The 22672-nt window shown below is 42.8% G+C and carries 26 protein-coding genes and 1 pseudogene; 19 read left to right on the forward strand and 8 right to left on the reverse strand.

The genetic code is table 11. The features are described from left to right. Positions 1–186 (reverse strand): annotated as a pseudogene (locus BLP87_RS05960) (transposase); the annotation flags it as partial. A 262-nt stretch (positions 187–448) separates the two neighbouring features. On the opposite strand from BLP87_RS05960, the gene BLP87_RS05965 reads away from it, so the two are divergent. Genes BLP87_RS05965 through BLP87_RS05980 form a run of 4 tightly spaced genes read left to right on the forward strand, consistent with a single transcriptional unit; the run spans position 449 to position 2334 of the window. After that, positions 449–649 carry a 4Fe-4S binding protein gene (locus BLP87_RS05965; protein WP_074461877.1) on the forward strand — a complete coding sequence of 67 codons (201 nt, stop codon included), beginning with the start codon at positions 449–451 and terminating at the stop codon, positions 647–649. After that, complete coding sequence (locus tag BLP87_RS05970) at positions 636–1235, forward strand: 4Fe-4S binding protein (protein ID WP_074461878.1); 600 nt, start codon at positions 636–638, stop codon at positions 1233–1235. Before BLP87_RS05965 ends, BLP87_RS05970 begins: the two co-directional genes overlap by 14 nt. Next, positions 1232–1624, forward strand: coding sequence for a C-GCAxxG-C-C family protein (locus tag BLP87_RS05975; protein WP_074461879.1), 393 nt, complete (start codon positions 1232–1234; stop codon positions 1622–1624). The genes BLP87_RS05970 and BLP87_RS05975 overlap by 4 nt, the downstream gene beginning before the upstream one ends. A gap of 41 nt (positions 1625–1665) precedes the next feature. Continuing rightward, positions 1666–2334, forward strand: coding sequence for a CatA-like O-acetyltransferase (locus BLP87_RS05980; protein ID WP_143002097.1), 669 nt, complete (start codon positions 1666–1668; stop codon positions 2332–2334). A gap of 89 nt (positions 2335–2423) precedes the next feature. Here BLP87_RS05980 and BLP87_RS05985 read toward each other — a convergent pair whose 3' ends face one another. Continuing rightward, on the reverse strand, positions 2424–2954 hold the full coding sequence (locus BLP87_RS05985; protein ID WP_026656014.1) for a GNAT family N-acetyltransferase: 531 nt from the start codon (positions 2952–2954) through the stop codon (positions 2424–2426). A gap of 159 nt (positions 2955–3113) precedes the next feature. Between BLP87_RS05985 and BLP87_RS05990 the strand changes: the two genes are divergently transcribed. From BLP87_RS05990 to BLP87_RS06005, 4 genes are all read left to right on the forward strand, one after another. Next, entirely contained in the window at positions 3114–3803 is a 690-nt protein-coding gene (locus BLP87_RS05990; protein WP_034500597.1) for an amino acid ABC transporter permease, read from the forward strand. Positions 3804–3813: 10 nt separating this feature from the next. Continuing rightward, on the forward strand, positions 3814–4545 hold the full coding sequence (locus BLP87_RS05995; RefSeq protein ID WP_278308257.1) for an amino acid ABC transporter ATP-binding protein: 732 nt from the start codon (positions 3814–3816) through the stop codon (positions 4543–4545). A 26-nt stretch (positions 4546–4571) separates the two neighbouring features. Continuing rightward, a complete protein-coding gene (locus tag BLP87_RS06000; protein WP_051594162.1) occupies positions 4572–5324 on the forward strand; it encodes a basic amino acid ABC transporter substrate-binding protein in 753 nt (250 codons plus the stop codon). A 132-nt stretch (positions 5325–5456) separates the two neighbouring features. Then, positions 5457–6140, forward strand: a complete 684-nt coding sequence (locus tag BLP87_RS06005) for a TIGR00266 family protein (protein ID WP_074461880.1) — start codon at positions 5457–5459, stop codon at positions 6138–6140. A gap of 113 nt (positions 6141–6253) precedes the next feature. Here the strand turns inward: BLP87_RS06005 and panD are convergent, their stop codons facing one another. From panD to panB, 3 genes are read right to left on the reverse strand one after another with little or no spacing between them, the layout of a single operon-like run. Beyond that, on the reverse strand, positions 6254–6646 hold the full coding sequence (gene panD / locus BLP87_RS06010; protein WP_074461881.1) for an aspartate 1-decarboxylase: 393 nt from the start codon (positions 6644–6646) through the stop codon (positions 6254–6256). Positions 6647–6663: 17 nt separating this feature from the next. Then, positions 6664–7515 carry a pantoate--beta-alanine ligase gene (gene panC / locus BLP87_RS06015; protein WP_074461882.1) on the reverse strand — a complete coding sequence of 284 codons (852 nt, stop codon included), beginning with the start codon at positions 7513–7515 and terminating at the stop codon, positions 6664–6666. Between the two features lie 28 nt (positions 7516–7543). Beyond that, entirely contained in the window at positions 7544–8401 is an 858-nt protein-coding gene (gene panB, locus BLP87_RS06020; protein ID WP_074461883.1) for a 3-methyl-2-oxobutanoate hydroxymethyltransferase, read from the reverse strand. 281 nt (positions 8402–8682) lie between these two features. Here panB and BLP87_RS06025 point away from each other — a divergent pair, with 281 nt between their 5' ends. The 10 genes from BLP87_RS06025 to BLP87_RS06070 all read left to right on the forward strand — a co-directional run bounded on the left by BLP87_RS06025 (position 8683) and on the right by BLP87_RS06070 (position 19278). Continuing rightward, positions 8683–9696 carry a transporter substrate-binding domain-containing protein gene (locus BLP87_RS06025; protein ID WP_083334504.1) on the forward strand — a complete coding sequence of 338 codons (1014 nt, stop codon included), beginning with the start codon at positions 8683–8685 and terminating at the stop codon, positions 9694–9696. Between the two features lie 138 nt (positions 9697–9834). Next, complete coding sequence (locus BLP87_RS06030) at positions 9835–10494, forward strand: amino acid ABC transporter permease (protein ID WP_026667119.1); 660 nt, start codon at positions 9835–9837, stop codon at positions 10492–10494. A gap of 4 nt (positions 10495–10498) precedes the next feature. Then, entirely contained in the window at positions 10499–11167 is a 669-nt protein-coding gene (locus tag BLP87_RS06035; protein ID WP_074461884.1) for an amino acid ABC transporter permease, read from the forward strand. A gap of 1 nt (position 11168) precedes the next feature. Beyond that, positions 11169–11903 carry an amino acid ABC transporter ATP-binding protein gene (locus BLP87_RS06040; RefSeq protein WP_074461885.1) on the forward strand — a complete coding sequence of 245 codons (735 nt, stop codon included), beginning with the start codon at positions 11169–11171 and terminating at the stop codon, positions 11901–11903. A 220-nt stretch (positions 11904–12123) separates the two neighbouring features. Further along, entirely contained in the window at positions 12124–14934 is a 2811-nt protein-coding gene (locus BLP87_RS06045) for a carbohydrate-binding protein (RefSeq protein ID WP_074461886.1), read from the forward strand. A gap of 209 nt (positions 14935–15143) precedes the next feature. Continuing rightward, complete coding sequence (locus BLP87_RS06050; RefSeq protein WP_074462040.1) at positions 15144–15536, forward strand: pyridoxamine 5'-phosphate oxidase family protein; 393 nt, start codon at positions 15144–15146, stop codon at positions 15534–15536. A gap of 142 nt (positions 15537–15678) precedes the next feature. Continuing rightward, positions 15679–15912, forward strand: a complete 234-nt coding sequence (locus BLP87_RS06055) for a GlsB/YeaQ/YmgE family stress response membrane protein (protein WP_074461887.1) — start codon at positions 15679–15681, stop codon at positions 15910–15912. 110 nt (positions 15913–16022) lie between these two features. Beyond that, complete coding sequence (locus BLP87_RS06060) at positions 16023–16751, forward strand: 2-C-methyl-D-erythritol 4-phosphate cytidylyltransferase (RefSeq protein ID WP_074461888.1); 729 nt, start codon at positions 16023–16025, stop codon at positions 16749–16751. Beyond that, positions 16751–17875 (forward strand): galactitol-1-phosphate 5-dehydrogenase, encoded by a 1125-nt coding sequence (locus BLP87_RS06065; protein WP_074461889.1) that lies wholly within the window; start codon positions 16751–16753, stop codon positions 17873–17875. Before BLP87_RS06060 ends, BLP87_RS06065 begins: the two co-directional genes overlap by 1 nt. Before the next feature lie 302 nt (positions 17876–18177). Next, positions 18178–19278 carry an MFS transporter gene (locus tag BLP87_RS06070; RefSeq protein ID WP_074461890.1) on the forward strand — a complete coding sequence of 367 codons (1101 nt, stop codon included), beginning with the start codon at positions 18178–18180 and terminating at the stop codon, positions 19276–19278. A gap of 41 nt (positions 19279–19319) precedes the next feature. Here the strand turns inward: BLP87_RS06070 and BLP87_RS06075 are convergent, their stop codons facing one another. Together BLP87_RS06075 and BLP87_RS16000 are read right to left on the reverse strand one after the other, a co-directional pair. Continuing rightward, positions 19320–19964, reverse strand: a complete 645-nt coding sequence (locus BLP87_RS06075; protein WP_074461891.1) for a polysaccharide deacetylase family protein — start codon at positions 19962–19964, stop codon at positions 19320–19322. Positions 19965–19993: 29 nt separating this feature from the next. Further along, a complete protein-coding gene (locus BLP87_RS16000; RefSeq protein WP_176756609.1) occupies positions 19994–20140 on the reverse strand; it encodes a hypothetical protein in 147 nt (48 codons plus the stop codon). Positions 20141–20412: 272 nt separating this feature from the next. Here BLP87_RS16000 and BLP87_RS06080 point away from each other — a divergent pair, with 272 nt between their 5' ends. Then, the gene (locus BLP87_RS06080) at positions 20413–21900 is read left to right on the forward strand and encodes a 4Fe-4S dicluster domain-containing protein (protein ID WP_074461892.1); all 1488 of its coding nucleotides are present in this window, start codon (positions 20413–20415) and stop codon (positions 21898–21900) included. Here the strand turns inward: BLP87_RS06080 and BLP87_RS06085 are convergent. Then, entirely contained in the window at positions 21897–22667 is a 771-nt protein-coding gene (locus BLP87_RS06085; protein WP_074461893.1) for a hypothetical protein, read from the reverse strand. The two genes, BLP87_RS06080 and BLP87_RS06085, sit on opposite strands and share 4 nt — an antisense overlap. Positions 22668–22672: the final 5 nt, after the last annotated feature.

Below are 22672 nucleotides of genomic sequence, written 5' to 3' on the forward strand. Positions count from 1 at the left end.
AGGATACATCATTGTCGGATCATCCTCGCACTGTTTGCCTATAGTGGTCCGCTTTGGGATGTTATATTTCTTATCCGGTTTGTACACCCGTTCATACTCGTAGTTGATGTAGACAACTCCCTTGATTGTCCTGGTGTAAATCTTGCCCTTTTCTGCCGGAATCTTCACCTTGAAATCATAGTACATTGACCATATATCTCCCTGATAATAAGTATGTATACCTACTCAATTATTATAACAAGAAAAGCCCGAAAAATCAACAGATATGCTGAATTTTCCGGACTTTTATGCCTAAATTTTCAATTGAGTTTCAAAATCTATTGGAAGTTAAGAATACTTTTCCTTACCAGATAAATTTAAACTGCGTACTTGATATAAAAAATATACTACATATAATAAAAGCATCAGATTCAAAAAACAAGTAAATCTTTTATTAAGGAGAATTTTTATGAGAAAGGCGACTAATGACACAGACAGATGCGTAGCCTGCGGAGTCTGTGCGCTGCAATGTCCGAGGGAAGCGATTGACATTTATAGAGGCATTTATGCGGTTGTTGATGTTTCTAAATGCGTGGGATGCGGTATATGCGAAAAAGCTTGTCCGGCAGGATCTGTAAAAGTAGTGGAGGTGCAAGATGGTATTAAATAAGAAAAAGCAATGGTACGACTATCTTTGGATATGGACGATCATTTATTTTGCACTCGGATTCTTTAATATCTTATTTGCCTGGCTTGGAATGATAGATTTCATACTTCCTCTTATCTTTGCGATAGTCGGTGGAAATAAATGGTTTTGTAATCACATGTGCGGAAGAGGTCAGCTTTTCTGGGTACTTGGAAGGAATCTTAAGTGCTCGCGAAAAAAGCCGGCGCCTAAGTGGATTTCCTCAAAGTGGTTCAGATATGGATTCCTCACATTTTTTATGACAATGTTTGGAACTATGATATTTCAGACCTATCTTGTGTTCTCGGGAGCGGAGTCGTTTAAGAAAGTAGTAAAGCTCTTTTGGACATTTAAAGTACCATGGAAATGGGCGTATAATGGAAGTGTCTTCCCCGATTGGGTGGCGCAGTTCGGATTTGGCTTTTACAGCCTTATGCTGACATCCACTCTGATAGGACTGATAGTGATGGCAATGTACAAAGAGAGAACCTGGTGTTCTTTCTGTCCAATGGGAACAATGACACAGGGCATTTGCAAGATAAAGGCAAAGAAAGGTAGGGAGAATTTATGACATTAGAAGAAAGAGCTGAGAGGGCTGTGGAGCTTAAGAATTCCGGAATGTATAACTGTGCACAGGCAGTGACTGCGGCTTTGGCAGATCAGACAGGACTTACGGAGGAACAGCTCAAACAGGTATCTGCCGGATTCTGTGCGGGAATGGGCAATCTTGAAGCAACCTGCGGAGCCTTGATTGGTGCAGGAATGATAGCAGGCCTCAAGACAGAAGGCAAAGGAACTCTTGGAGTTACCAGGCAGATTCAGGAAGAGTTTGGCAAAAGATGCGGTGCATTAAAATGCAAAGATCTTAAGACTGTCACAGACGGCAAGCCATTGTGCCCCTGCGAAGACTGCGTGAGAAATGCGGTTATGATCTATGGAGAGACAATGGGCCTGAAATAGGGAGAAAAGAGATAAAAAAATTGAGGAAAAGGATAAAGATAATGTATAAGAATATTGACATGACAACATATCCGAGGAAGGAACATTTCGATCATTTTCGCAACATGGAATATCCGTTTGTGACGATGACGGTTCAGGTTGATATCTCGGATTGGATAAAAAGGCTTAAAGAAGCGAAATATCCTCTTTTTCTTTGTTTCCAGTATGCGGTTGCGCGCGCGGCCAACAGTGTTCCGGAGTTTAGGCAAAGGATTGAGGGAGACGGGATCATAGAATACGATTATTGCAATCCTTCATATACTGTGGCGCTTCCCGATGAGACATACAGATATTGCATGGTCAACACGAATCAGCCTCTTAATGACTATCTGGCAGAAGCAAAGATAAAGCAGGAGAAAGCCCTTAATGCGGAACATTTGGAGGAAGAGGGAGAAGCTCGAAGCCACCTGTTTACATCTTGTGTTCCGTGGCAGGATTTTACAGGGGGAACTATGCCTTATCCCGATTCGAAATTCTCAATACCGAATGTTGTCTGGGGCAAATACAAGACGGAGAAGTATCTTGCACTTGAAGATGGCAAAGTTACAGAAAAAGAAAAGACAACCATACCTGTAGTTGTTTTTGTAAATCATGCGCTTATTGACGGCCTGCATATATCCAAGTTCTATGCGAACCTGGATGCGGAACTTTCCGGAATGCAATTTAAGTAGTTTATTAGAATGTAGTTTTTAAAGGAAACAGTAATTGAAAAAGAAAGAGTGATCATCCTAATTAATAAAGGGTGGTCACTCTTTTTTTCTTAAGTGTTTTTTCGTTTTGCCTCGAGAATTATCATATCTTTCCGTTCGCCGTCGGTACATTCGACGTCATGTAAAATCATGCATGGGAGCATTCCTGCTTTTATGTGAATAACAAGTGAGGGAATATTGTCACAAAAGATACTGCTGATTATCCTGTCGACTTCGAATTTTTCAAAGCCGAGTTCCATACTAAGCTGCGCGGTTTCTTTTCCGTATCCTTTTCCGATGGTATCATCTTCACCGATGAACAGGCCGTATTCAATCTGTCTGTCGGAAAGCTTGTAATCTTTAAAAACAACGGAACCGATAGCGCGGTCATTGTTGTTAAGTTCGCATATCATGTATTGGAATACGTTTTTGGTCTGTACTTGCTCTTTGTAGTATTTCTGCTGAGCTTCGAGAGAGAATTTTTCGCGGTAAACATAGCGTTCTCTCACTCTTTCGTTATTTCTCCATTCAACGATCTTTTCACAATCATCGATTTTCATTTTCCTGAGGCCGATTGTCTTCCCTACGATGTCGTATTTCAATTTATGTCTACCTCCATAATTTACAATGGTAACACGTAATAAGGTGTCGGTAAAGGATTTTGCAAACTTCCCGATAATTGCGATATTGGCTTAACATGTTGTAAAATTGATGATTATATGGTATTTTTCATTAGGAATTTACTGGGAGAAGTTGATTGTATGAAAGAATGGTTTGCTAAACTGGCTGAGGATTTCAGTCGTTGTTTCATTGAGGAAAACAGATACATGATGCTTATAGACGGTATCGGAGTGACTGTTAAGGTATCGCTCGTTGCCGTTGTTATAGGTATTTTGATAGGTTTTTTGATCGCTATGTGCAACATGTCTTCTAATAAAATACTGAAGACTATCGGCACAATATATACGGATGTCATAAGAGGAACACCTTCCGTTACACAGCTTATGATTATCTATTTCGTTGTATTTGCAAGCGTCCGTTGGCCTAAGTGGATCATCGCGGCGATCGCATTCGGAATAAATTCGGGTGCTTATGTTTCTGAGATTGTCCGCGCAGGTATTCAGTCGATTGATAAAGGACAGACCGAAGCGGGCAGATCGCTTGGTCTCAACGCAAGACAGACACTGATGGGAATCGTTGTCCCACAGGCTATCAAGAATATTTTTCCCGCACTTTGCAATGAGTTTATCGTTCTTATAAAAGAAACTGCCATCGTCGGATACGTTGGTCTTATGGACATTCAGAAGGCGGGCGATTTCATAAAGAGTTCTACATTCCTGGCATTTATGCCTTTGATCGGAACGGCCGTAATCTATTATGTTCTGATCAAGCTGCTGACACTTGCACTTAAGAGAGTTGAGAATACTCTTCGTAAGTCTGATGTACGATGAGGAGAATGCCATGAGTGATATGATTGAAGTAAAGAATCTTAAAAAGAAATTTGAAAACTTGGAAGTTTTAAACGGCATCACCACTTCCATTAAACAGGGCGAAGTGGTAGTTGTCATAGGTCCCTCGGGCTCAGGTAAGAGCACATTTTTGCGCTGCCTTAACAGACTTGAGGAGATCACAGACGGTGAGGTTTTCCTTGATGGGCAAAAGATAAACGATCCTGCGACGGATATCAACAAGATCCGTCAGAAGATGGGAATGGTATTCCAGCATTTCAATCTTTTTCCGCATATGACTATCATGGACAATATCACCTATGCACCGGTCAAGCTCGGCAAGATGACTAAGCCCGATGCACAGAAGAAGGCACTTGAGTTACTTGAGAGAGTCGGCCTTGCAGAAAAAGCCGGCAATTATCCCGTTCAGCTTTCCGGCGGACAGAAGCAGCGTGTTGCTATTGCAAGAGCGCTTGCGATGGAACCGGAAGTAATGCTTTTTGATGAACCTACATCAGCACTTGATCCCGAGATGGTAGGAGAAGTTCTTGATGTTATGAAGAGACTTGCAGAGACAGGAATGACGATGGTTATCGTTACTCACGAGATGGGATTTGCAAGGGAAGTTGCGAACAGAGTTCTTTTCATGGATGAGGGAGTCATCATGGAGGAAGGAACTCCGGAACAGATATTCAGCCACCCGACCTGCGACAGAGCAAAGTTGTTCTTGAGCAAGGTCTTATAAATACAAAGGCAAAAAGGGAGATAAAAATGAAAAAGAGAATATTGTCAGTTGCACTTATTTTGGTAATGGGTATCCTTGCACTTACAGGATGCGGTTCTTCGTCTTCAGACAAGATCGTGTTTGGAACAAATGCGGAATTCCCGCCTTTTGAGTTCAAATCAACAAACGGTGTTATTGATGGTTATGACGGAATCGACATGGCTATCGCAGCCAAGATCGGTGAGAATGCAGGAAAAGAAGTTGAGATTGCCAACATGGAATTCGATTCACTTCTTGTTGCCATTCAGAACGGTCAGATCGACGCTGCAATTGCAGGTATGACTGCTACGGAAGAGAGAGCCAAGACAGTTGATTTCTCAACTCCTTACTATACAGCAACACAGGTTATGGTTGTAAAAGAGGGTTCTGATATCAAGACTGCCGCTGATATGGAAGGTAAATCAATTGCGGTTGTTCAGGGATATACAGGTGAGACTGTTGTAAAAGATCTCGGATATCAGTACGAAGCATTCAAGAAAGGAACAGAGTGCATCCTTGAGCTTGTAAACGGTAAATGTGATGTGGTTGTTATTGATTCAGCAACTGCAAAAGATTATGTCGGAGACAACGAAGGTCTTGTTATCGTAGAAGATCCGAGTGCTTTTGAGTCTGAGGAATATGCTATCGCAGTTAAGAAGGGTAACACAGAGCTTCTTAATACTATCAACGAAGCAATCGATAAGATGCTCGCTGACGGAACAATTTCAGAGTTTGCAGCAAAGTATGCCGATGCTGAATAAGAATTTTAGATGATCACAGGGCTGTCGCTATAGCGGCAGTCCTGTTTGCTTTTAAAGATTCATTGTATATTGTCCTGCTATAAAGTAAAATTTAGAATAGCGAGAAATTATAATGCATAAGGAGGAAATTGTATGAACTATTCAATTAGCGGTGACAGTTTACCGGTTCTTAAGGTGCAACTGGGGCAGGGCGAAAACATTCAATGCGAAGCAGGCGCAATGTCCTGGATGGATGAAGGTATTCAGATGCAGACCAATGCAGGTGGAATCGGTAAGATGCTTGGAAGAGCTTTTACAGGTGAAGGTATGTTTCTAAATACATATGTTGCTGAACGTGCCGGCGAGATCGCCTTTGCTTCTAAATTTCCCGGATCTATCCGCGCGGTGGAGATTTCCGAAGGAAATGGTCTGATCGTGCAAAAGGGCTCCTATCTTGCAACCGCAGGTAATGTGAATTCAGAAGTTTTTTTCCAGAAAAGACTTGGAAAAGGCTTGTTTGGTGGTGAAGGTTTTCTTATGAGAAGATTTACCGGATCCGGAATAGTATTCCTTGAGATTGACGGATCTGCTCATGAATACGAGCTTGCACCCGGCCAGACAAAGGTGATTGATACAGGTAACCTTGCAGCAATGTCAGAGTCTTGTTCTATAGATATCAGGACTGTACAGGGAGTTAAAAATATTCTCTTTGGAGGAGAAGGATTCTTTAATACAGTTGTTACCGGCCCCGGTAAGGTGGTATTACAGTCAATGCCTATATCTACAATGGCCATGAAGTTATATCAGTATATGCCATTTACTACATCAAGTACCTAAAGTGTCTAAAAAAGCAATCAGCAGAAAATAGACAGGTAAAAGACAACTACAATAAAAAGGCGAACTCCCGAGCTCAGAATAAGTTCGAGGGTTCGCTTTTTTATTTACGTATTTTATGTCATATCTGAAAGTTTTCCGTGCTTCTCATATCTTGTGATGCGCGCCGGTTTGTTGGATTCATCCACAAATACTACGGTAGGTTTGTGAGTCTTGGCTTCCTGTGAATCAACCGTGCAGTAGGACATGATTATCACATTGTCGCCGACGCAAACTTGTCTTGCGGCCGCGCCGTTAAGGCAGATCATTCCGCTTCCCGCTTCTCCTGCAATGGTGTATGTCTCGAAGCGGTTTCCGTTCTGTACATCGACAATCTGAACCTGCTCGTATTCAAGGATTCCCGCAGCTTCCATAAGAGAGCTGTCGATGGTGATACTTCCTATATAATCAAGCTCGGCATGAGTTACGGTCGCACGATGAATTTTTCCTTTTAACATGGTTATATTCATATGCACATCCTTCCTCATCAGGCCAAAGAGTCAACGAAGAAATTGTCGATGAGTCTTGTCTTTCCTATATAAACAGCAAGTGCTGTAAGGATAGGACCTTCGATCGTTTCAACGGGCTGAAGTTTTTCAGAATCTACAAGTTCTACATAATCAATCTTGGCAAGAGGCTCGGATTCGATTATCTCTTTAATCGTAGCGACAACTTTCTTTGCACTTTTTTCACCGCTTCTGACCATTTCTTCGCCCTTTGTAAGTGCTTTGTGAAGGATCAGAGCGGCGCTTCTTTCTGCCTGATTCAGATAGGTGTTCCTTGAGCTCTTGGCAAGTCCGTCTTTTTCCCTTATGATGGGGCAGCCGATGATCTCTATGTTGTAGTTGAGGTCGGAAACCATCTTGCGAACAATTGCAAGCTGCTGATAATCTTTTTCTCCAAAGTATGCTCTGTCTGCTTCGGCGATATTAAACAGCTTGGTTACAACCGTGCAGACTCCGTTAAAGTGAGTTGGTCTGCTCTTTCCGCAAAGTCCCTTGGAAAGTGTATCTACTCCTACATATGAAAAGAAGTCGTCGCTGTACATTTCTTCCGGATTGGGATGGAAGATAAGGTCTGTTCCGAGCTCATCACACATTCTGCAGTCTGTGACAAAGTCCCTGGGATAAGTCGCAAGGTCTTCATTTGCACCGAATTGTATCGGGTTTACGAAGTCACTTACGATAACTTTGTCATTTTCTTCGACGGCTCTTTTTATCAAACTTGCGTGACCTTCATGGAGATATCCCATTGTGGGAACGAGTCCTATGGAGTATCCTGATTTCTTCCATTCTCTTACTTTTTCTTTTACTGTATCTATTGTATTGGCTATTATCATTTGTTTGTCCTCTCTATGATGTTATTCCTTATATGGCCTGTGCCTGAGGCGCAGAATCAAGATCGATGGCTTCAATAACTTCGTCGTCGATTCCAAAAGAGTGCTCCTTTGCAGGGTATGAGCCGCCTTTTACAGCTTTGTCGTAAGCGCTGAAAGCATCCTTCATTTCTTTTCCAATCTGTGCGAACTGCTTTACAAATTTTGGCTTGATACCTTCGAACATGCCAAGCATATCCTGATAAACAAGTACCTGTCCGTCGCATCCGGCACCTGCGCCTATTCCAATCGTAGGAATGGTCAGACGTTTTGTTATAAGTGTTGCAAGTTTTTCGGGAATACATTCGAGAACTACCATGAATGCGCCGGCTTTCTCTACTGCGAGTGCATCTTCGAGAATCTGCTTTGCCTGCGCTTCGTTTTTGCCTTGTACTTTGAAACCGCCAAAGGCATTGACCGACTGAGGAGTCAGTCCAAGATGTGCGACCACGGGGATGTCTGCTTTGGTGATTGCTTCAATCTGCTCACAGACTTTAGCTCCGCCTTCAAGCTTAACTGCCTGAGCGTGGCCTTCCTTCATTAATCTGCCGGCATTCATGACGGCATCATAGATAGATGTCTGATATGACAAAAATGGCATATCAGCGATAAGAAAGGTGTTCTTTAAACCTCTTGATACGGCTCTTGTATGATGGATCATATCCTCCATTGTAACTGGAAGAGTGTCATCATAACCAAGCATGGTCATTCCGAGGGAATCACCTATCAGCACTGTGTCTACGCCTGCCGCTTCCATAAGGCATGCGGTTGTGTAGTCGTAGCATGTGAGCATGCTGATTTTCCTACCTTCAAGCTTTTGTTGCTGTAACGTAGTTACTGTCTTTTTCATTTTTTTACCTCTTTTCCATATAAGCCTTGACTGTTCAAGGTCTCATTGTTTTAGGGTTTCGATGTAACTATAGCAGACATCCCTTCTATATTCCAGCATTAATTGACGAAGGAGCGTTTGCATGCGGAAGCGAAGCGGGTAGCAGAGCGCACTTTTTCGGATATAACCGCAGCCTATCAGAAGATATAAAGATATCCTATCGTAAAACCTATTGACCTGATAGGCAAATAGAAGTAATATTTGTTCATCGATTACGGAAACGAAACGAGGAGAAACACATTATGAAAAAGAACAATTTGAAAAAATTATTAGCTACAACACTTACACTTGCACTTGGAGCAGCAACACTTACAGGATGCGGTTCCGCTTCTGCTAAAGATGGTTCTGCAGAGCAGACAAGCAGCGAAGCTCCTGCAGCACAGGAACAGAGCACAGACAAAGTATACAGAACACTTGATGAGATCAAGGAGAGTGGCGAGATCAACATCGGAGTTTTCTCAGATAAGAACCCCTTCGGATATGTTGATGAGAACGGTGAATATCAGGGATATGATGTTTACTTCGCAAATAAGCTTGGTGAGGACCTCGGTGTAAAGATCAACTTCGTATCAACAGAGGCAGCAAGCAGAGTTGAATATCTTGAGACAGGTAAGGTTGATATCGTACTTGCAAATTTCACGGTTACAGAAGAAAGAGCAGAAAAAGTTGACTTCGCACTTCCTTATATGAATGTAGCTCTCGGAGTTGTATCTCCCAAAGCAAATGTAATTAAGGACCTCAGTGAGATCAAGCCTGACGATCAGGTTATCGTTATCTCAGGAACAACAGCAGAGACATATCTTGAAAAGAACTATCCCGACATCAAGCTTCAGAAGTTTGATACATATGCAACAGCAAAGACTTCTTTTGAAAACGGAACAGGCGTAGCTTGGGCAAATGACAACACAGAGGTTATTGCATATGCAATCGAGAATGAGGGATATGAAGTAGGTATTCCTTCACTCGGAAGCCAGGATACTATCGCACCTGCAGTATCTAAGGGCAACACAACACTTCTTGACTGGATCAACGGTGAGATTGAGACACTTGGAAAAGAGAACTTCTTCCATGCAGATTATGAGGCAACTCTTATCGATACATACGGCAAAGATTATGAGGAAACACTCGTAGTTGAGGGCGGAAAGGTCGCCGATGCCGCAGAAGCTTCATCTGACGCTTCATCAGCTTCTTCAGAGGATGCAGGCGCAGCAGCTTCAGATGCAGAAGCTTCAACAGAGGCTTCATCTGCACAGTAAAGTACATGAATTAAATTGTAGAAATCCGCACCGGTTGCGGATTTTGTAAGAACATGATTCAAGATATCATAACCGGTAACATAAAGGAGGGAGAGCTTGCGGGCTCTCCCAATACTTGTTTTTAAAAGGAAACACAACATGAACTTAGACGTTATTATTTCCTATATTCCACTATATATAGAAGCATTTTTCTTAACGATAAGGATCGGATGGCTTGGTATATTGTTTGCGCTGGCCATAGGACTTGTTGTCGCATTTATCATGCACTTTAAGATTCCGTTTCTGTCTGGGATAGCGCTTGTGTATATCGAGCTTTTCAGAAATACACCGCTTCTTGTGCAGCTCTTTTTCATATACTTCGGACTTCCGAAAGTTGGACTGTCGATATCTGCGGAGACGTGCGGATTTGTCGGGCTTGGGCTTCTTGGCGGAAGTTACATGGCTGAAGTATTTAGGAGCGGACTTGAGAGCGTGCCGAATTCACAGACAGAGAGCGCGCTCGCACTTGGATTATCAAGGAAACAGCTCTTTTTATCGGTAATACTGCCGCAGGCAATCTCGCAGAGCGTTCCGGGAATACTGGCAAATGTCATTTTCCTTCTCAAAGAGACAAGTGTCTTTTCTGCGATAAGCCTTATGGATCTTATGTTTACGGCAAAAGACCTGATAGGACTTTACTACGATACGAAGGAAGCGCTGTTCCTGCTGGTTATTTTCTATATAATAATGCTGCTTCCCGTTTCGGTGATAGGAAGTTTTATTGAGAAAAAGGCAAGATTTAGGACGTTAGGAGTGTGAGCATATGGGATTTGAAGTTTTATTAAAAGGAAATAATATGATAAGGCTCCTGACGGGACTTGCAGTTTCGCTGAAGATAAGTTTTATATCCGTTGCGATAAGTATCGCGCTTGGCGCCGTTCTGGGAATATTGATGACATTCAAGAATCCGGTGATCAATGCGGTTTCGAGAGTGTATCTTGAGATTGTAAGGATAATGCCGCAGATGGTGCTTCTTTTCATCGTGTACTTCGGGACCACGAAAGCATTGGGAATCAATCTGGAGGCAGAGACGGCTGCCGTCATCGTTTTCTCGTTCTGGGGAACGGCTGAGATGGCGGACCTTGTTCGAGGCGCACTTCTGAGCATACCTGTGATCCAGTACGAAAGCAGCATATCGCTTGGACTTAACAGATTTCAGACGTACAGATATGTTATCGTGCCGCAAATCATAAGGCGCATGATACCGCTGTCGATAAACCTGATCACGAGAATGATAAAGACTACGAGCCTTGTCATGATGATAGGAATCGTAGAGGTGCTCAAAGTTGGACAGCAGATAATTGAGGCAAACAGGAAAGCATCGCCTACGGCGGCGTTTGGAATATTCCTTGTAATATTTTTGCTGTACTTTATGGCATGCTGGCCGATCAGTATGCTTTCAAGATATTTAGAGAAGAAATGGGAGAACTGATATGGAAGAGATACTCAAAGTAAATAATGTATGCAAAAGATATGAAGACATAACAGTTTTCGAAAATATGAATCTTACGGTAAAAAGAGGCGAAGTTGTGGTTATCGTCGGTCCTTCGGGCTGCGGAAAAAGTACGTTTCTGAGATGCCTTAACGCTCTTGAAAATATACAGGACGGAGAGATCTTGCTGGACGGTGAGAAGGTTGATGCTGCGAGCAAGAATATCGGAAATATCAGGGAAAAAGCGGGGATGGTATTTCAGAGCTACGATCTTTTCCCGCATCTTACGGTACTTCAGAATCTCATGCTCGCACCTGTAAAGGTTAAGAAGAGAGATAAGAAGGAAGTTGAAGCTGAGGCGCTGACTTTACTTGAGAGAGTAGGCCTTTTGACCAAAAAAGACAGTTTCCCCAGGCAGTTGTCGGGCGGACAGAAGCAGAGAGTTGCGATCGTTAGGGCTCTTATCATGCATCCAGAGATACTTCTTCTCGATGAGATAACGGCCGCGCTCGATCCGGAGATGGTTCGTGAAGTATTGGATGTAGTGCTCTCTCTAGCCAAAGAGGGAAGAACGATGATAATAGTAACCCACGAGATGCAGTTTGCAAGGGCAGTTGCGGATCGAATGATATTTATTGACAGCGGAAGGATCGTTGAAGAAGGAAGTCCCGAAGAGTTTTTTGAAAATCCGAAGTCGGATAGATTGAAGCAATTTTTGCAGACATTCTCGTATTAAATGCGATATTAATTACAAGTTTATTTGATACAATCTGACGTTAAAAGAAAAGTAACAAATTTTAATCAAAAAGCAATAATTGGGCAGGCAAAAGCAATATTTGACAAGTCGTCTTAAACGTTTACTGCTATAATTTGTCTTATCCTAACAAATATTAAAGAATATTTAATATATAAAAATATTTGTAAGGAATAAGTTTACAAAATGTGGAGGTACATGTATGAAAAGACAAATGACGGTTTTATCAAGTATTGCCTTGGGGGGCTTACTGGTACTTAACAACAGCGTAGATGTAAATGCGGCACCTGCGCTTAATCCTTATAACGGGGTAGAAGCAGAAGTTAATTTCGGACAGTCGGGAACAAAGGTTGTTACTGATGGGGATGTCAAGGCGGTATCAAGTATTGATTCCGGTGATTATTTTATAGTAAAGGATGTTAACTTTTCTAAGGGAGTATCAAAGTTCAAGGTAAATGCAAAGGCTGATTCAGCTTCACTTATTGAGATCAGAGACGGTGGTGCTGACGGTGACGTCATAGCAAATATTAAGATTGGTGCAACAAAGGGCGAATATAAAGAGTTCGTGATTGATTCATCTGTGAAGATTGATGGTAAGAAGACCATTGCTTTTGTTGGAAAGATGGGATCTGTCGCAATTGATAAATGGTCAGCGGTAGAGGCATCTGATGATGCTGAGAAAGAAGCAACGGAATTCCCTGCAGATCCTGAAACAGGTAAGACAGGTGAGGGAGATATTGTATCACCTTACGATGGAATTACAACCGAAGAGATTGCTAAGGAATCTAAGGGAGTAGAACAGGAAGATTATAAGGATAAAAAGGTTCTTACAAGCCTTGAGCAGGATGACTACTATGTAGTTCACAATCTTAAATTCGATAAGGGCATTGCTGCATTTACAGCTTCAATTAAGGCAGATGAGCCTTCAGTAGTAGAGGTAAGAGCCGATGGCGTTGAGGGCACATTGCTCGCAAAGATCAGAGTTACAGGCACAGACGGCGAATACAAGACATTTACAGCAAAGGCAGAAGAAGATGCTAAGGAAATTAGTGGAACTCATGCAGTTGTATTTGTCGGAAAAGTCGGAAAGGTAAGCATTGAGAACTGGAAGGCAATGCATGCGCCTAATGCCAAGACTATAGATGACAAGGATGGAATAGGAACTCCTGATAACGGAAACAATGGTAATAAAGATGAAGATAAGACAAATACAGGTTCAGGAGCAACTCTTTTCCCTTACAATGATATCTCAACAGGAACCAATTATGGTGAGACAAAGGGAATTGAATATGTAGATTACGACGGAAACAAGGTTGTTTCAAGCCTCGGTGCCGGCGATTACTTCACAGTTAAGGATGTAGATTTCAAGAAGGGCGCAGCAGTTATCAATGTTAAAGTAAAGGCTGATAAGGCTGCCATGCTCGAACTTAGAGACGGCGGAGTTGACGGAAAGGTTCTTGGATCTCTTAAGATCAACAATACAAACGGCAAGTATGAGAGCTTCAATATAAAGGTAGATATCACAGGTAAGCATACACTTGCATTTGTAGGAAAAGTTGGTGATGTAAGTGTTGCAAGTTGGAAGGCACTCAGTGCACCCGATAAGTCAGGAACAACACCTACACCTACTCCTACTCCTGCACCGACACCAACTCCCGGTAAGACAGAGGATACAACCGGAAATACAGGATCGGGAGCAACTCTTTTCCCTTACAATGAGATCTCCACAGGTGTAAACTATGGTGAGACAAAGGGAATTGAATATGTAGATTACGATGGAAACAAGGTTGTTTCAAGCCTTGGAGCCGGCGATTACTTCACAGTTAAGGATGTAGATTTCAAGAAGGGCGCAGCAGCCATCACTTTCAAGGCAAAGGCTGATAAGGCTGCATTGATTGAGCTTAGAGACGGCGGAGTTGACGGAAAAGTTCTTGGATCCGTTAAGCTCAGCAACACAAACGGTAAGTATGAGAGCTTTAATGTGAAGGTAGATATCACAGGTAAGCATACACTTGCATTTGTAGGAAAAGTTGGCGATGTAAGCGTGGCAAGTTGGAAGGCACTCAGTGCTCCTGATAAGTCAGGAACAACACCTACACCTGCACCTACACCAACACCCACACCGGCTCCAACACCTGAGAAGACAGAGGATACAAAGAAGGGTTCAGGATCTACTCTTTTCCCTTACAACGAGATTTCAACAGGCGTTAACTATGGTGAGATAAAGGGCATTGAGTATGTAGATTATGACGGAAAGAAAGTTGTTTCAAGCCTCGGAGCAGATGATTACTTCACAGTAACTGATGTGGATTTCAAGATGGGCGCAACAGCTATCACAATCAGTGCTAAGGCAGATAAGCCTGCAGTAGTTGAAATCAGAGACGGCGGAGTTGACGGAAAGGCACTCGGAAATATCAAGATTGCCAATACAAACGGTAAATATGAAACTTATACATTGAAGCTTGATAAGTTTACAGGTAAACATACACTTGCATTTGTAGGAAAAGTAGGTGATGTAAGTATTGCAAGCTGGAAGGCAACGGCAGCAGATAATAACGGTGGAAGCACACCTACACCTGCACCAACACCTACTCCCACACCAACACCAACACCTACACCTAATCCGGATCCTACACCTGCACCTACTCCAGCACCTACACCCGATCCGGCACCTACACCAACACCTACGCCTACTCCTACACCCACACCTACACCCGCTAAGTCAAACCTTACACTTTCACATACAGTAAATGACTGGGGTTCAGGATATCTTGTAGATTTCAGAGTAAGCAATAACTCAGGTGAGACAGTGAACGGTTGGAAGCTCAGAATCAAGAAAGATGGAATTAAGATCAACCAGAACTGGTGCATGGAAGTTAAGGAAGAAGGCGATTATTACGTAATTACTCCTTTCTTCTGGAACTCATACATCGAGAACGGTAACTTCGTTTCATTCGGTATTATCGGACAGGGCACAGCTCCCAGAACGATCACATACGAGTTTATAAAATAATTTAGAAGTTTAATAAAGATAATTGAATTAAAATAGAAAGTAAAAAGCTGATATGAAACCGGAAAACTCCTTCCTGCTGTGAATACGAAAGCGCAGAGGAAGGTGTTTTTCTTTGAGAAAACTGCATATTTACATATAGATTTTTTTATAATAATATGGATTTTATAAAATATAATAAAGCACAATCGGAGGAAAAATAGATGTCAGACATTCAGAAAGTATATGATTTTTTAAATGATGCAGAGACTTATTATCTTGCTACAGTAGACGGAGATCAGCCGAGGGTAAGACCTTTTGGTACAGTTCTTTTGTCAGATGGCAAGATCTATATTCAGACAGGAAAGTCAAAAGATGTTTCTAAGCAGCTTGCAGCCAATCCTAAGGCTGAGATCTGTGCATTCAAGAACGGAGAGTGGATTCGTGTGGCAGGCGAGCTTGTTAACGACGATTCTCGTGACGTTAAGGTTGCAATGCTTGAGAAAATGCCTCAGCTTAGCGGAATGTACAGCGCAGATGATGATAATATGCAGATGTTGTATTTCAAGAATGCAACAGCAACTATCAGCTCTTTTACAGCCGCTCCCGAGACAATCAAGTTCTGATGACGGCTTTATCGGATAGGTGCGACTGATACAATTATGTTCATAAATCCATGTAAAATAGAAAGTACCGTTTTTTTCGAAAATGGAGTATGATAAAACAGTAGTTAACATTTTGCGTTAGTATAACGGAGGAAAGAACAAAATGGGATTGATTGGTAGCCTTATACTCGGAGCAATAGCCGGATTTATCGCAAGTAAGATTATGAATGAATCATCTGGAACTCTTAAGAACATCATTCTTGGAGTTGTTGGTGGATTTGTCGGAGGTTTTGTATTCGGACTTCTCGATCTTAATGCAAGCGGTCTTATCGGAAGGCTTATAATATCTGTTGTAGGTGCATGTATTTGCATTTGGGGCGGAAGAAAACTTTTTTGAAAAAAAGATTTTGAAGTGGTCGTGGCTTATTTGCTGTGGCCACTTTGATTATATAAGGAAATACCGACCGGATCGGCGTTTCGCAAAATAAAAAAGGAAAGCGGTTGATTATGAATCATGCTATTTTTTTAGCCGGGGGAACCGGAAAGAGAACAGAATCGGATATACCTAAGCAGTATGTGCGTGCGGGCGGATATATGATGGCGACTTATGCCATAAAACCGCTTCTTGAGAGCAAGCATATTGATGACGTATATGTGGTTGCAAGTGACGATCGGACAAAAGAGATTCTTGAAGATGCAAGATCAATGGGGCTTAATGTAAAGAAAATCAAGGGCTTTGCGATGCCCGGAGTAAACAGGCAGGCGTCGATATTGAGCGGTATGAAAGAGATACTTCGCGGGATTTCCAAGAAGGAAAACATTGAGGATGTCTCGGACAAAGATACAGTGCTTGTTCACGATGCTGCAAGACCGTTTCTTGATTTTCAGCTTTTGAAGGACTGCTATGCGGCGCTTACGGGACATGACGGGGTTATGCCTGTTATCCCCATGAAAGATACAGTATATTACAGCGAGAACGGCAAGACGGTCTCGAAACTTCTTGAAAGGCAGAAGGTGGTTGCGGGGCAGGCTCCGGAACTTTTTAATTATAAAAAATATTACGAGGCAAATGTGATTCTTTTGCCCGATAAGATCTTTTCCGTGAACGGTGCGACAGAACCTGCGATAATTGCGGGAATGGACATTGCGATGATTCCGGGAAATGAGAAGAATTTTAAAGTTACAACTGCATCCGATCTGGACAGATTTGTACAACTTAAGGAGGATAAGCAGTAATGGCGAAAGCATGGGTACTGCATGAAATAGGTGATATAAGATTTGAAGATGTGGATATACCGGAACCTGCGGAAAATGAAGTTCTCGTAAATGTAAAGGCTGTAGGAATATGCGGATCGGATGTGCCGCGTGTTTACGAGACGGGAGCGCACAGGATGCCGCTCGTTCCGGGACATGAGTTCTCGGGAGTTGTCGTAAAGACGGGAGCCAAAGTTTCTGCAGACCTTGAGGGAATGCGGGTTGCGGTTTCGCCCAAGATTCCATGCAGGAAGTGCGAGATGTGCGCAAAGGGTGAGACGGATCTGTGCCTTAACTATGACTACACGGGATCGAGAAGAGACGGTGCTTTTGGGGAATATGTGTGTGTTCCGGTGGATAACTTGATAGAGCTTGTGGATAACATCTCTTTTGAAGAGGGAGCTATGATCGAACCGCTTGCCGTTGCTGCCAACGCTGTTCGAACAGGCTGTGCGGGGATCGATCCTTCGGATAACGGCGTTAAGATCGCTGTTTGCGGAATGGGAACCATAGGCCTTATAGTCGTTATGCTTCTGATGGATATGGGATTTTCGGATATCTATGTCATTGGAAATAAGGACAGCCACAGAGATAAAGCAATTGATATCGGAATTCTTCCGGAGCATTACTGCGATATGAGAGTTGAAGAACCCGTCGCGTGGCTAAAAGAGAAGACGAATGGCGTATCGGTCTATTTTGAGTGCGTCGGAAGTAATGAGAGTATCAGATACGGACTTGAAACGGGAGCGCCGAAGTCAAGGCAGATTCTGGTCGGCAACCCGAGGGGCGATATGTCTTTTTCCAGAAATACATATTGGGAGATCTTGAGAAAGCAGATGAGTCTTATTGGGATATGGAACTCATCATATCGAAAGGCACTTGATGTCGGAAGTTTCGGGCAGGATGGCTGTAGTGTGAATGCAAAGGGGGCGGGAACAGCGCAGATTGACGACTGGCACTACGTGCTTAGCAGATTGGAAGCGGGTGGCATCAATCCTTCGAAGCTTATTACGCATAGATTTCCGCTTAATGATCTGGAAAAAGGATTGCTCATCATGCGCGATAAGACTGAGGATTATTGCAAGATTATGATATGTAATGAGTAATTATGAGTACAGATACCGGATTGCAAATATATTTGTGTTCAAGTAGAATGGATTAAGTAATTGATTTATTTGACTTAAGAGGTTTTAATCCTCATGATTTCTTTGAAAGGAGCGAACGAATGTCCTGGAAAACAGTTAATATTCAGTTGATGAATGGAAACATTTTTGCTGTTTACGGGGATAGTGCGCTCTTTTTTAGGCAAACCTGATTAAAATTGAAAGGTTTGGACTTTTGAATATAAGCGTGTTATCTCCTTATTCTTTTGTTTTTTTAATCAAGAAAAAGATGAGGAGATTTTTTTATGAATAAATTTAATAAAAAGACAGCAAGAAGGCAGATAGGAAAACTATATTTATTGGACAGTGTGGGGAGCCTTATGATCGCGGGAGCATCGTGGGTTGCGCTCCTTTCGGTGCGAGGATTTACAACTGCGCAGATTGGTTTGTTTGAGAGTATATTCCATGTTGCGAGTATGATATTTGAAGTTCCGTCGGGAGCGGTGGCAGATGTGTTCGGAAGGAAAAAGACGATGATCGCAAGCAGCGTAGTGACTGTGTTGTCGGCGCTGATGATGATATTTTCGGATTCGTTTTTTATGATCGCGGTTGCAATGGTCGTAAGTGCTCTAAGTTATAATCTTGCGTCGGGCACAAGGGAAGCGATTGCCTATGATTCGCTCAAAGAAGCGGGGATTGAGAATGAATATGATAAGTTTGCATCGAACGATCTTGTCATATATCAGGTTACAAGCTCGCTTGCCAAGATTCTTGCGGGAGCGGCGATAGCCCTTGGATACAGGAAGGCGTACGCGGTTGATGTTTTTGTGGGAATGCTTTCGATTGGAATTGCGGCATCTTTGAAGGAGGCCGAGACGGAGATAAGCAAGGAAGCCGGTGTTAGGGCGCGTTTCAAGGAAGTTGCAGGAGAGAGTTTTCTTTTCCTTAAGAATAATCCCAAAGTAAGGCTCATCATTTTATTTAATGCGATTATCGGAGCGGTGTCGATACTTGTCCTTTTCTTCTTGCAGGCAAGACTTCCGCAGATGGGAATCGAAAATGTACTGTTTGGACCGGCGCTCTTTGTCATGGGACTCGGCGCTGCGGTGGGAGCAAAGGCTGTCGAATATGTGAAGCCTTCACGATATAGATATATCGGGCTTATAAGTTTACTGTGTGTGACATTTGCATTTTCAGCTGCTTTTTCCGGAAATATATTTCTTGCCGTTATCGGCGGATTCATCGGAGCTTTCGGGGACAATTATATTGAAGTGCGGACGGATGTCATGCTCAATAATATGATCCCCTCCGAGCAGCGCGCGACACTCATGTCCGTGAACTCCTTCGCGTTCTCTGTGGTCATGATAATCCTCTCGCCGATATTCGGCGCGTTATTTATGCTGTGAAAAAAATAACAGGCTGCACCAAACGGTGCACCTGCTTTTTTTCAGCAAAGCGGCTCTCTGGGTTCGGTGTCGTGTATGTTTGAGTATACGATACCGCTGTGTACGGTGGGCTCAACGCCGCCGTCTTTGAAGAGGTCGCTGATATTTACAAATTCATACCCCTGTGCAAGAAGCTCGGGGATTACGATATCAAGGGCTTTGACGGTCTCATCATTATCTGTGAAGTCATGCATAAGTATGATGGATCCGTCGCAAGCTTGCGATAATATCATTTCTGCACGTTCTTTGGCAAGAATGCTGTCTTCCCAGTCTTCGCCGTGGATTCCGCATATGAACGGAAGATTGATGGTGTCATACATTGTCTGACTTACATCTATATAAGGCGGTCTGAAGAAACGCGGCTTGTAGCCTGTGATCTTCTCTATTGCTCTGTCTGTATATTCTATCTCTTCACGCACTTCATCTGCGGTAAATGTCTGCATATGAGAGTGAGTCTTTGCGTGATTGCAGATCTCGCAGCCGTGTGCGATACATTCTTTTACAATCTTTTCCGATTCGTCGTTTATATTGTCTGCGATAAGAAAAAAAGATGCGACAATATCGTATTTCTTGAGTTTTTCAAGAACCTTAGGTGTTGTGACGGTACTTGGTCCGTCGTCAAAAGTTAATGCTATTTTTTTACCCATAATTATAAAACCCCATTTGTAACTGCTACTCAGTCGACTTTAGTTGACATAATAAAAAAGAAAGCTGCCAAACAAAGTGAAAGAGTTAAAAAAGAATAATTTTTATTGATGTAGCTGACAATTCCTGAAATCAGCCAGACAATTGCCAATCCTATTCTGGTCATTTTTTTGTCCATTTGCACGTCCTCCTCTTCCTTTTGCAAATCAAGGTATCACGCTCTCTTATCAGCGTCAAGTGAATTTACATTTTTTGTGTAAATGCATCGGGATATGATATATTTAATATGTGGAAATACAGGTTGAAACAGTATTTCTGCATAATAAATATTATACGGCAGTTTCATGAATATCAGAAGCAACTGCTCATGTTCCGGCAAAAACATGAGCGGATCGGTTTGGTAACATCAACATTTTCAGTGTCTAAAAACAGGGTAGGAGACGGATTATTATGATTACGAACGATAAGGGACTGGTAGGATTTAAACACAAGATTATGGAAGAGGTCTGCAGGCTTGCATGGAATGATGAGCTTGACGAAGAGCATAAAGAGAAGCTTGTTTATAAGCTCGCGCCCGGACCGAAACCCGAGTACAGATGCTGCGTGTACAAAGAGCGTGAGATTGTGCGTCAGAGAATACGCCTTGCTTGCGGCCTCAGTACAACTTACAATGAGGGCTCCAAAAACATCGTGCAGGTAATCGATCCGGCATGCGATGAGTGCCCTATTCATGCTTTTTCTGTAACCGATAACTGTCGTTTCTGCATGGGAAAAGCATGTCTTAATTCATGTAAATTTGATGCGATACGTCCCGGTGACGTCAGGATGCACATTGATGCCGCTAAGTGCAAAGAGTGCGGAATGTGTGCAAGTGCCTGTCCTTACGGTGCTATCGTGCACCTTGAGCGCCCTTGTTACAAGGCTTGTCCTGTCGGCGCGATCACATATGATGAGAATGGCTACTGTAAGATTGACGAGAGCAAGTGCATTCAGTGTGGCCATTGCATTCACAATTGTCCTTTCGGAGCAATCAGCTCCAAGACATTCCTTGTTCAGATAATAGAAGCAATCAAGGCGGGAAAAGAAGTCATAGCGATGTGTGCGCCTGCAACAGAAGGCCAGTTTGGTGAAGATATTTCAATGGCGTCTGTAAAGAATGCGCTGATAAAATTAGGTTTTGCAGATATGGTTGAAGTAGGTCTCGGCGGAGATATGACAGCTGCTTATGAGTCGAAAGAGTGGGCAGAAGCTTACGCAGAGGGCAAAAAAATGACAACTTCATGTTGCCCTGCGTTTATCAACATGCTGAAAAAACACTTCCCCGAGCAGTTTGAAAACAACATGTCATCAACCGTTTCGCCTATGTGTGCGATTTCAAGGTATCTCAAGGCAACACGTCCGGGATGCGTCACAGTATTTGTCGGACCTTGCATTGCCAAGAAGTCTGAGGCAATTGATGAGAGCGTTCCGGATAATGCAGATTATGTAGTAACCTACGGAGAGCTGCGCGCTCTTATGAGGTCAAAAGATATAGATTTTGAGCCTGTAACAGATGAATATCAGGAATCTTCCATCTGGGGCAAACGTTTTGCGACAAGCGGCGGTGTTGCCAATGCGGTTATTGAATGCATGAAAGAAAGAGGCGAAGATGTAAGTGATCTCAAGCTTCATCGCGTTGCGGGTGGAAATGAATGTAAAAAAGCTCTTTTACTTTTAAAAGCAGGCAAACTTGCCGATGACTTCATCGAAGGAATGGTATGTCCCGGAGGATGTGTCGGCGGACCTTCCAAACATAAAACTGAGGTTGAGATCACCAAAGCCAGAGAAGCTCTGCTTTCCAAAGCAGATGACAGAAAAGTTCTTGAAAATCTCAAGAAGTATCCTATGGATAAGTTCTCAATGCACAGAGACGGCAAAAAAATAGACCTTCCCGATTAATCGGGGAGGTCTGTATTTTCCTGTTTTATCACAAGCTTATCGATATTAAATGCGGTTGATGAGAATATTGTCTTTACGATCCACACAAGGAGCACAAATACGAGAACCGGTATGACGCAAGCCGTTACTATCATAACTGCAAGTGATTCAAGCATGTTCCTTAAGAACGTTGAAACCTTGTCGATCGTACCTGTGGTAATTGTTGTAAGGTCGCTTAGGATTCCCGTGTCGGAGTCACCCTCGATATCAAGATTGTCTGATTCCTGAACCGTAGATTCGATCTTTGCTGACTGAGTCTGGTAAACTTTGTCGGAAAGCCAGATGCTTGAAGGAACGATGAGGAAGATGATGATTCCCACGATTCCGATCCTTGTTGCCATATCCGACAGGCTCTTTTTCTTAAAGAGGATAGCTCCGCATAAAAGAAGGCACGCGGCCGGAATAAGTACGGAGAATGAAACATATCCCGTCAGTGTTATCATAAATTTCTCAAGGTACAGAGCACTAAGTATCAAGAGAAAATATGAAGCCAGATCAGCAAGCTGTTCGGAAATCGGTGTGCACAGGTCTCCCGGAAGGAGTGATAAAGTTGCGGACGCCGCAGCAGCACCGCCGGAAAGTTTCATCACGGTCGCAATCTTTGCATCCGTCTGTTCTATAGAATGTTTGTGATTGGCAGGATTGGCTGCTGTCGGAGCAATCTTTGTAAGCGAGATCACTGCAACGAGAAGTAATATAACAATCACGGTTATCTTTTTTAAATTCATATAAA

The sequence above is a fragment of the Butyrivibrio hungatei genome, assembly GCF_900101605.1.
GTDB classification, from domain to species: domain Bacteria; phylum Bacillota; class Clostridia; order Lachnospirales; family Lachnospiraceae; genus Butyrivibrio; species Butyrivibrio hungatei_B.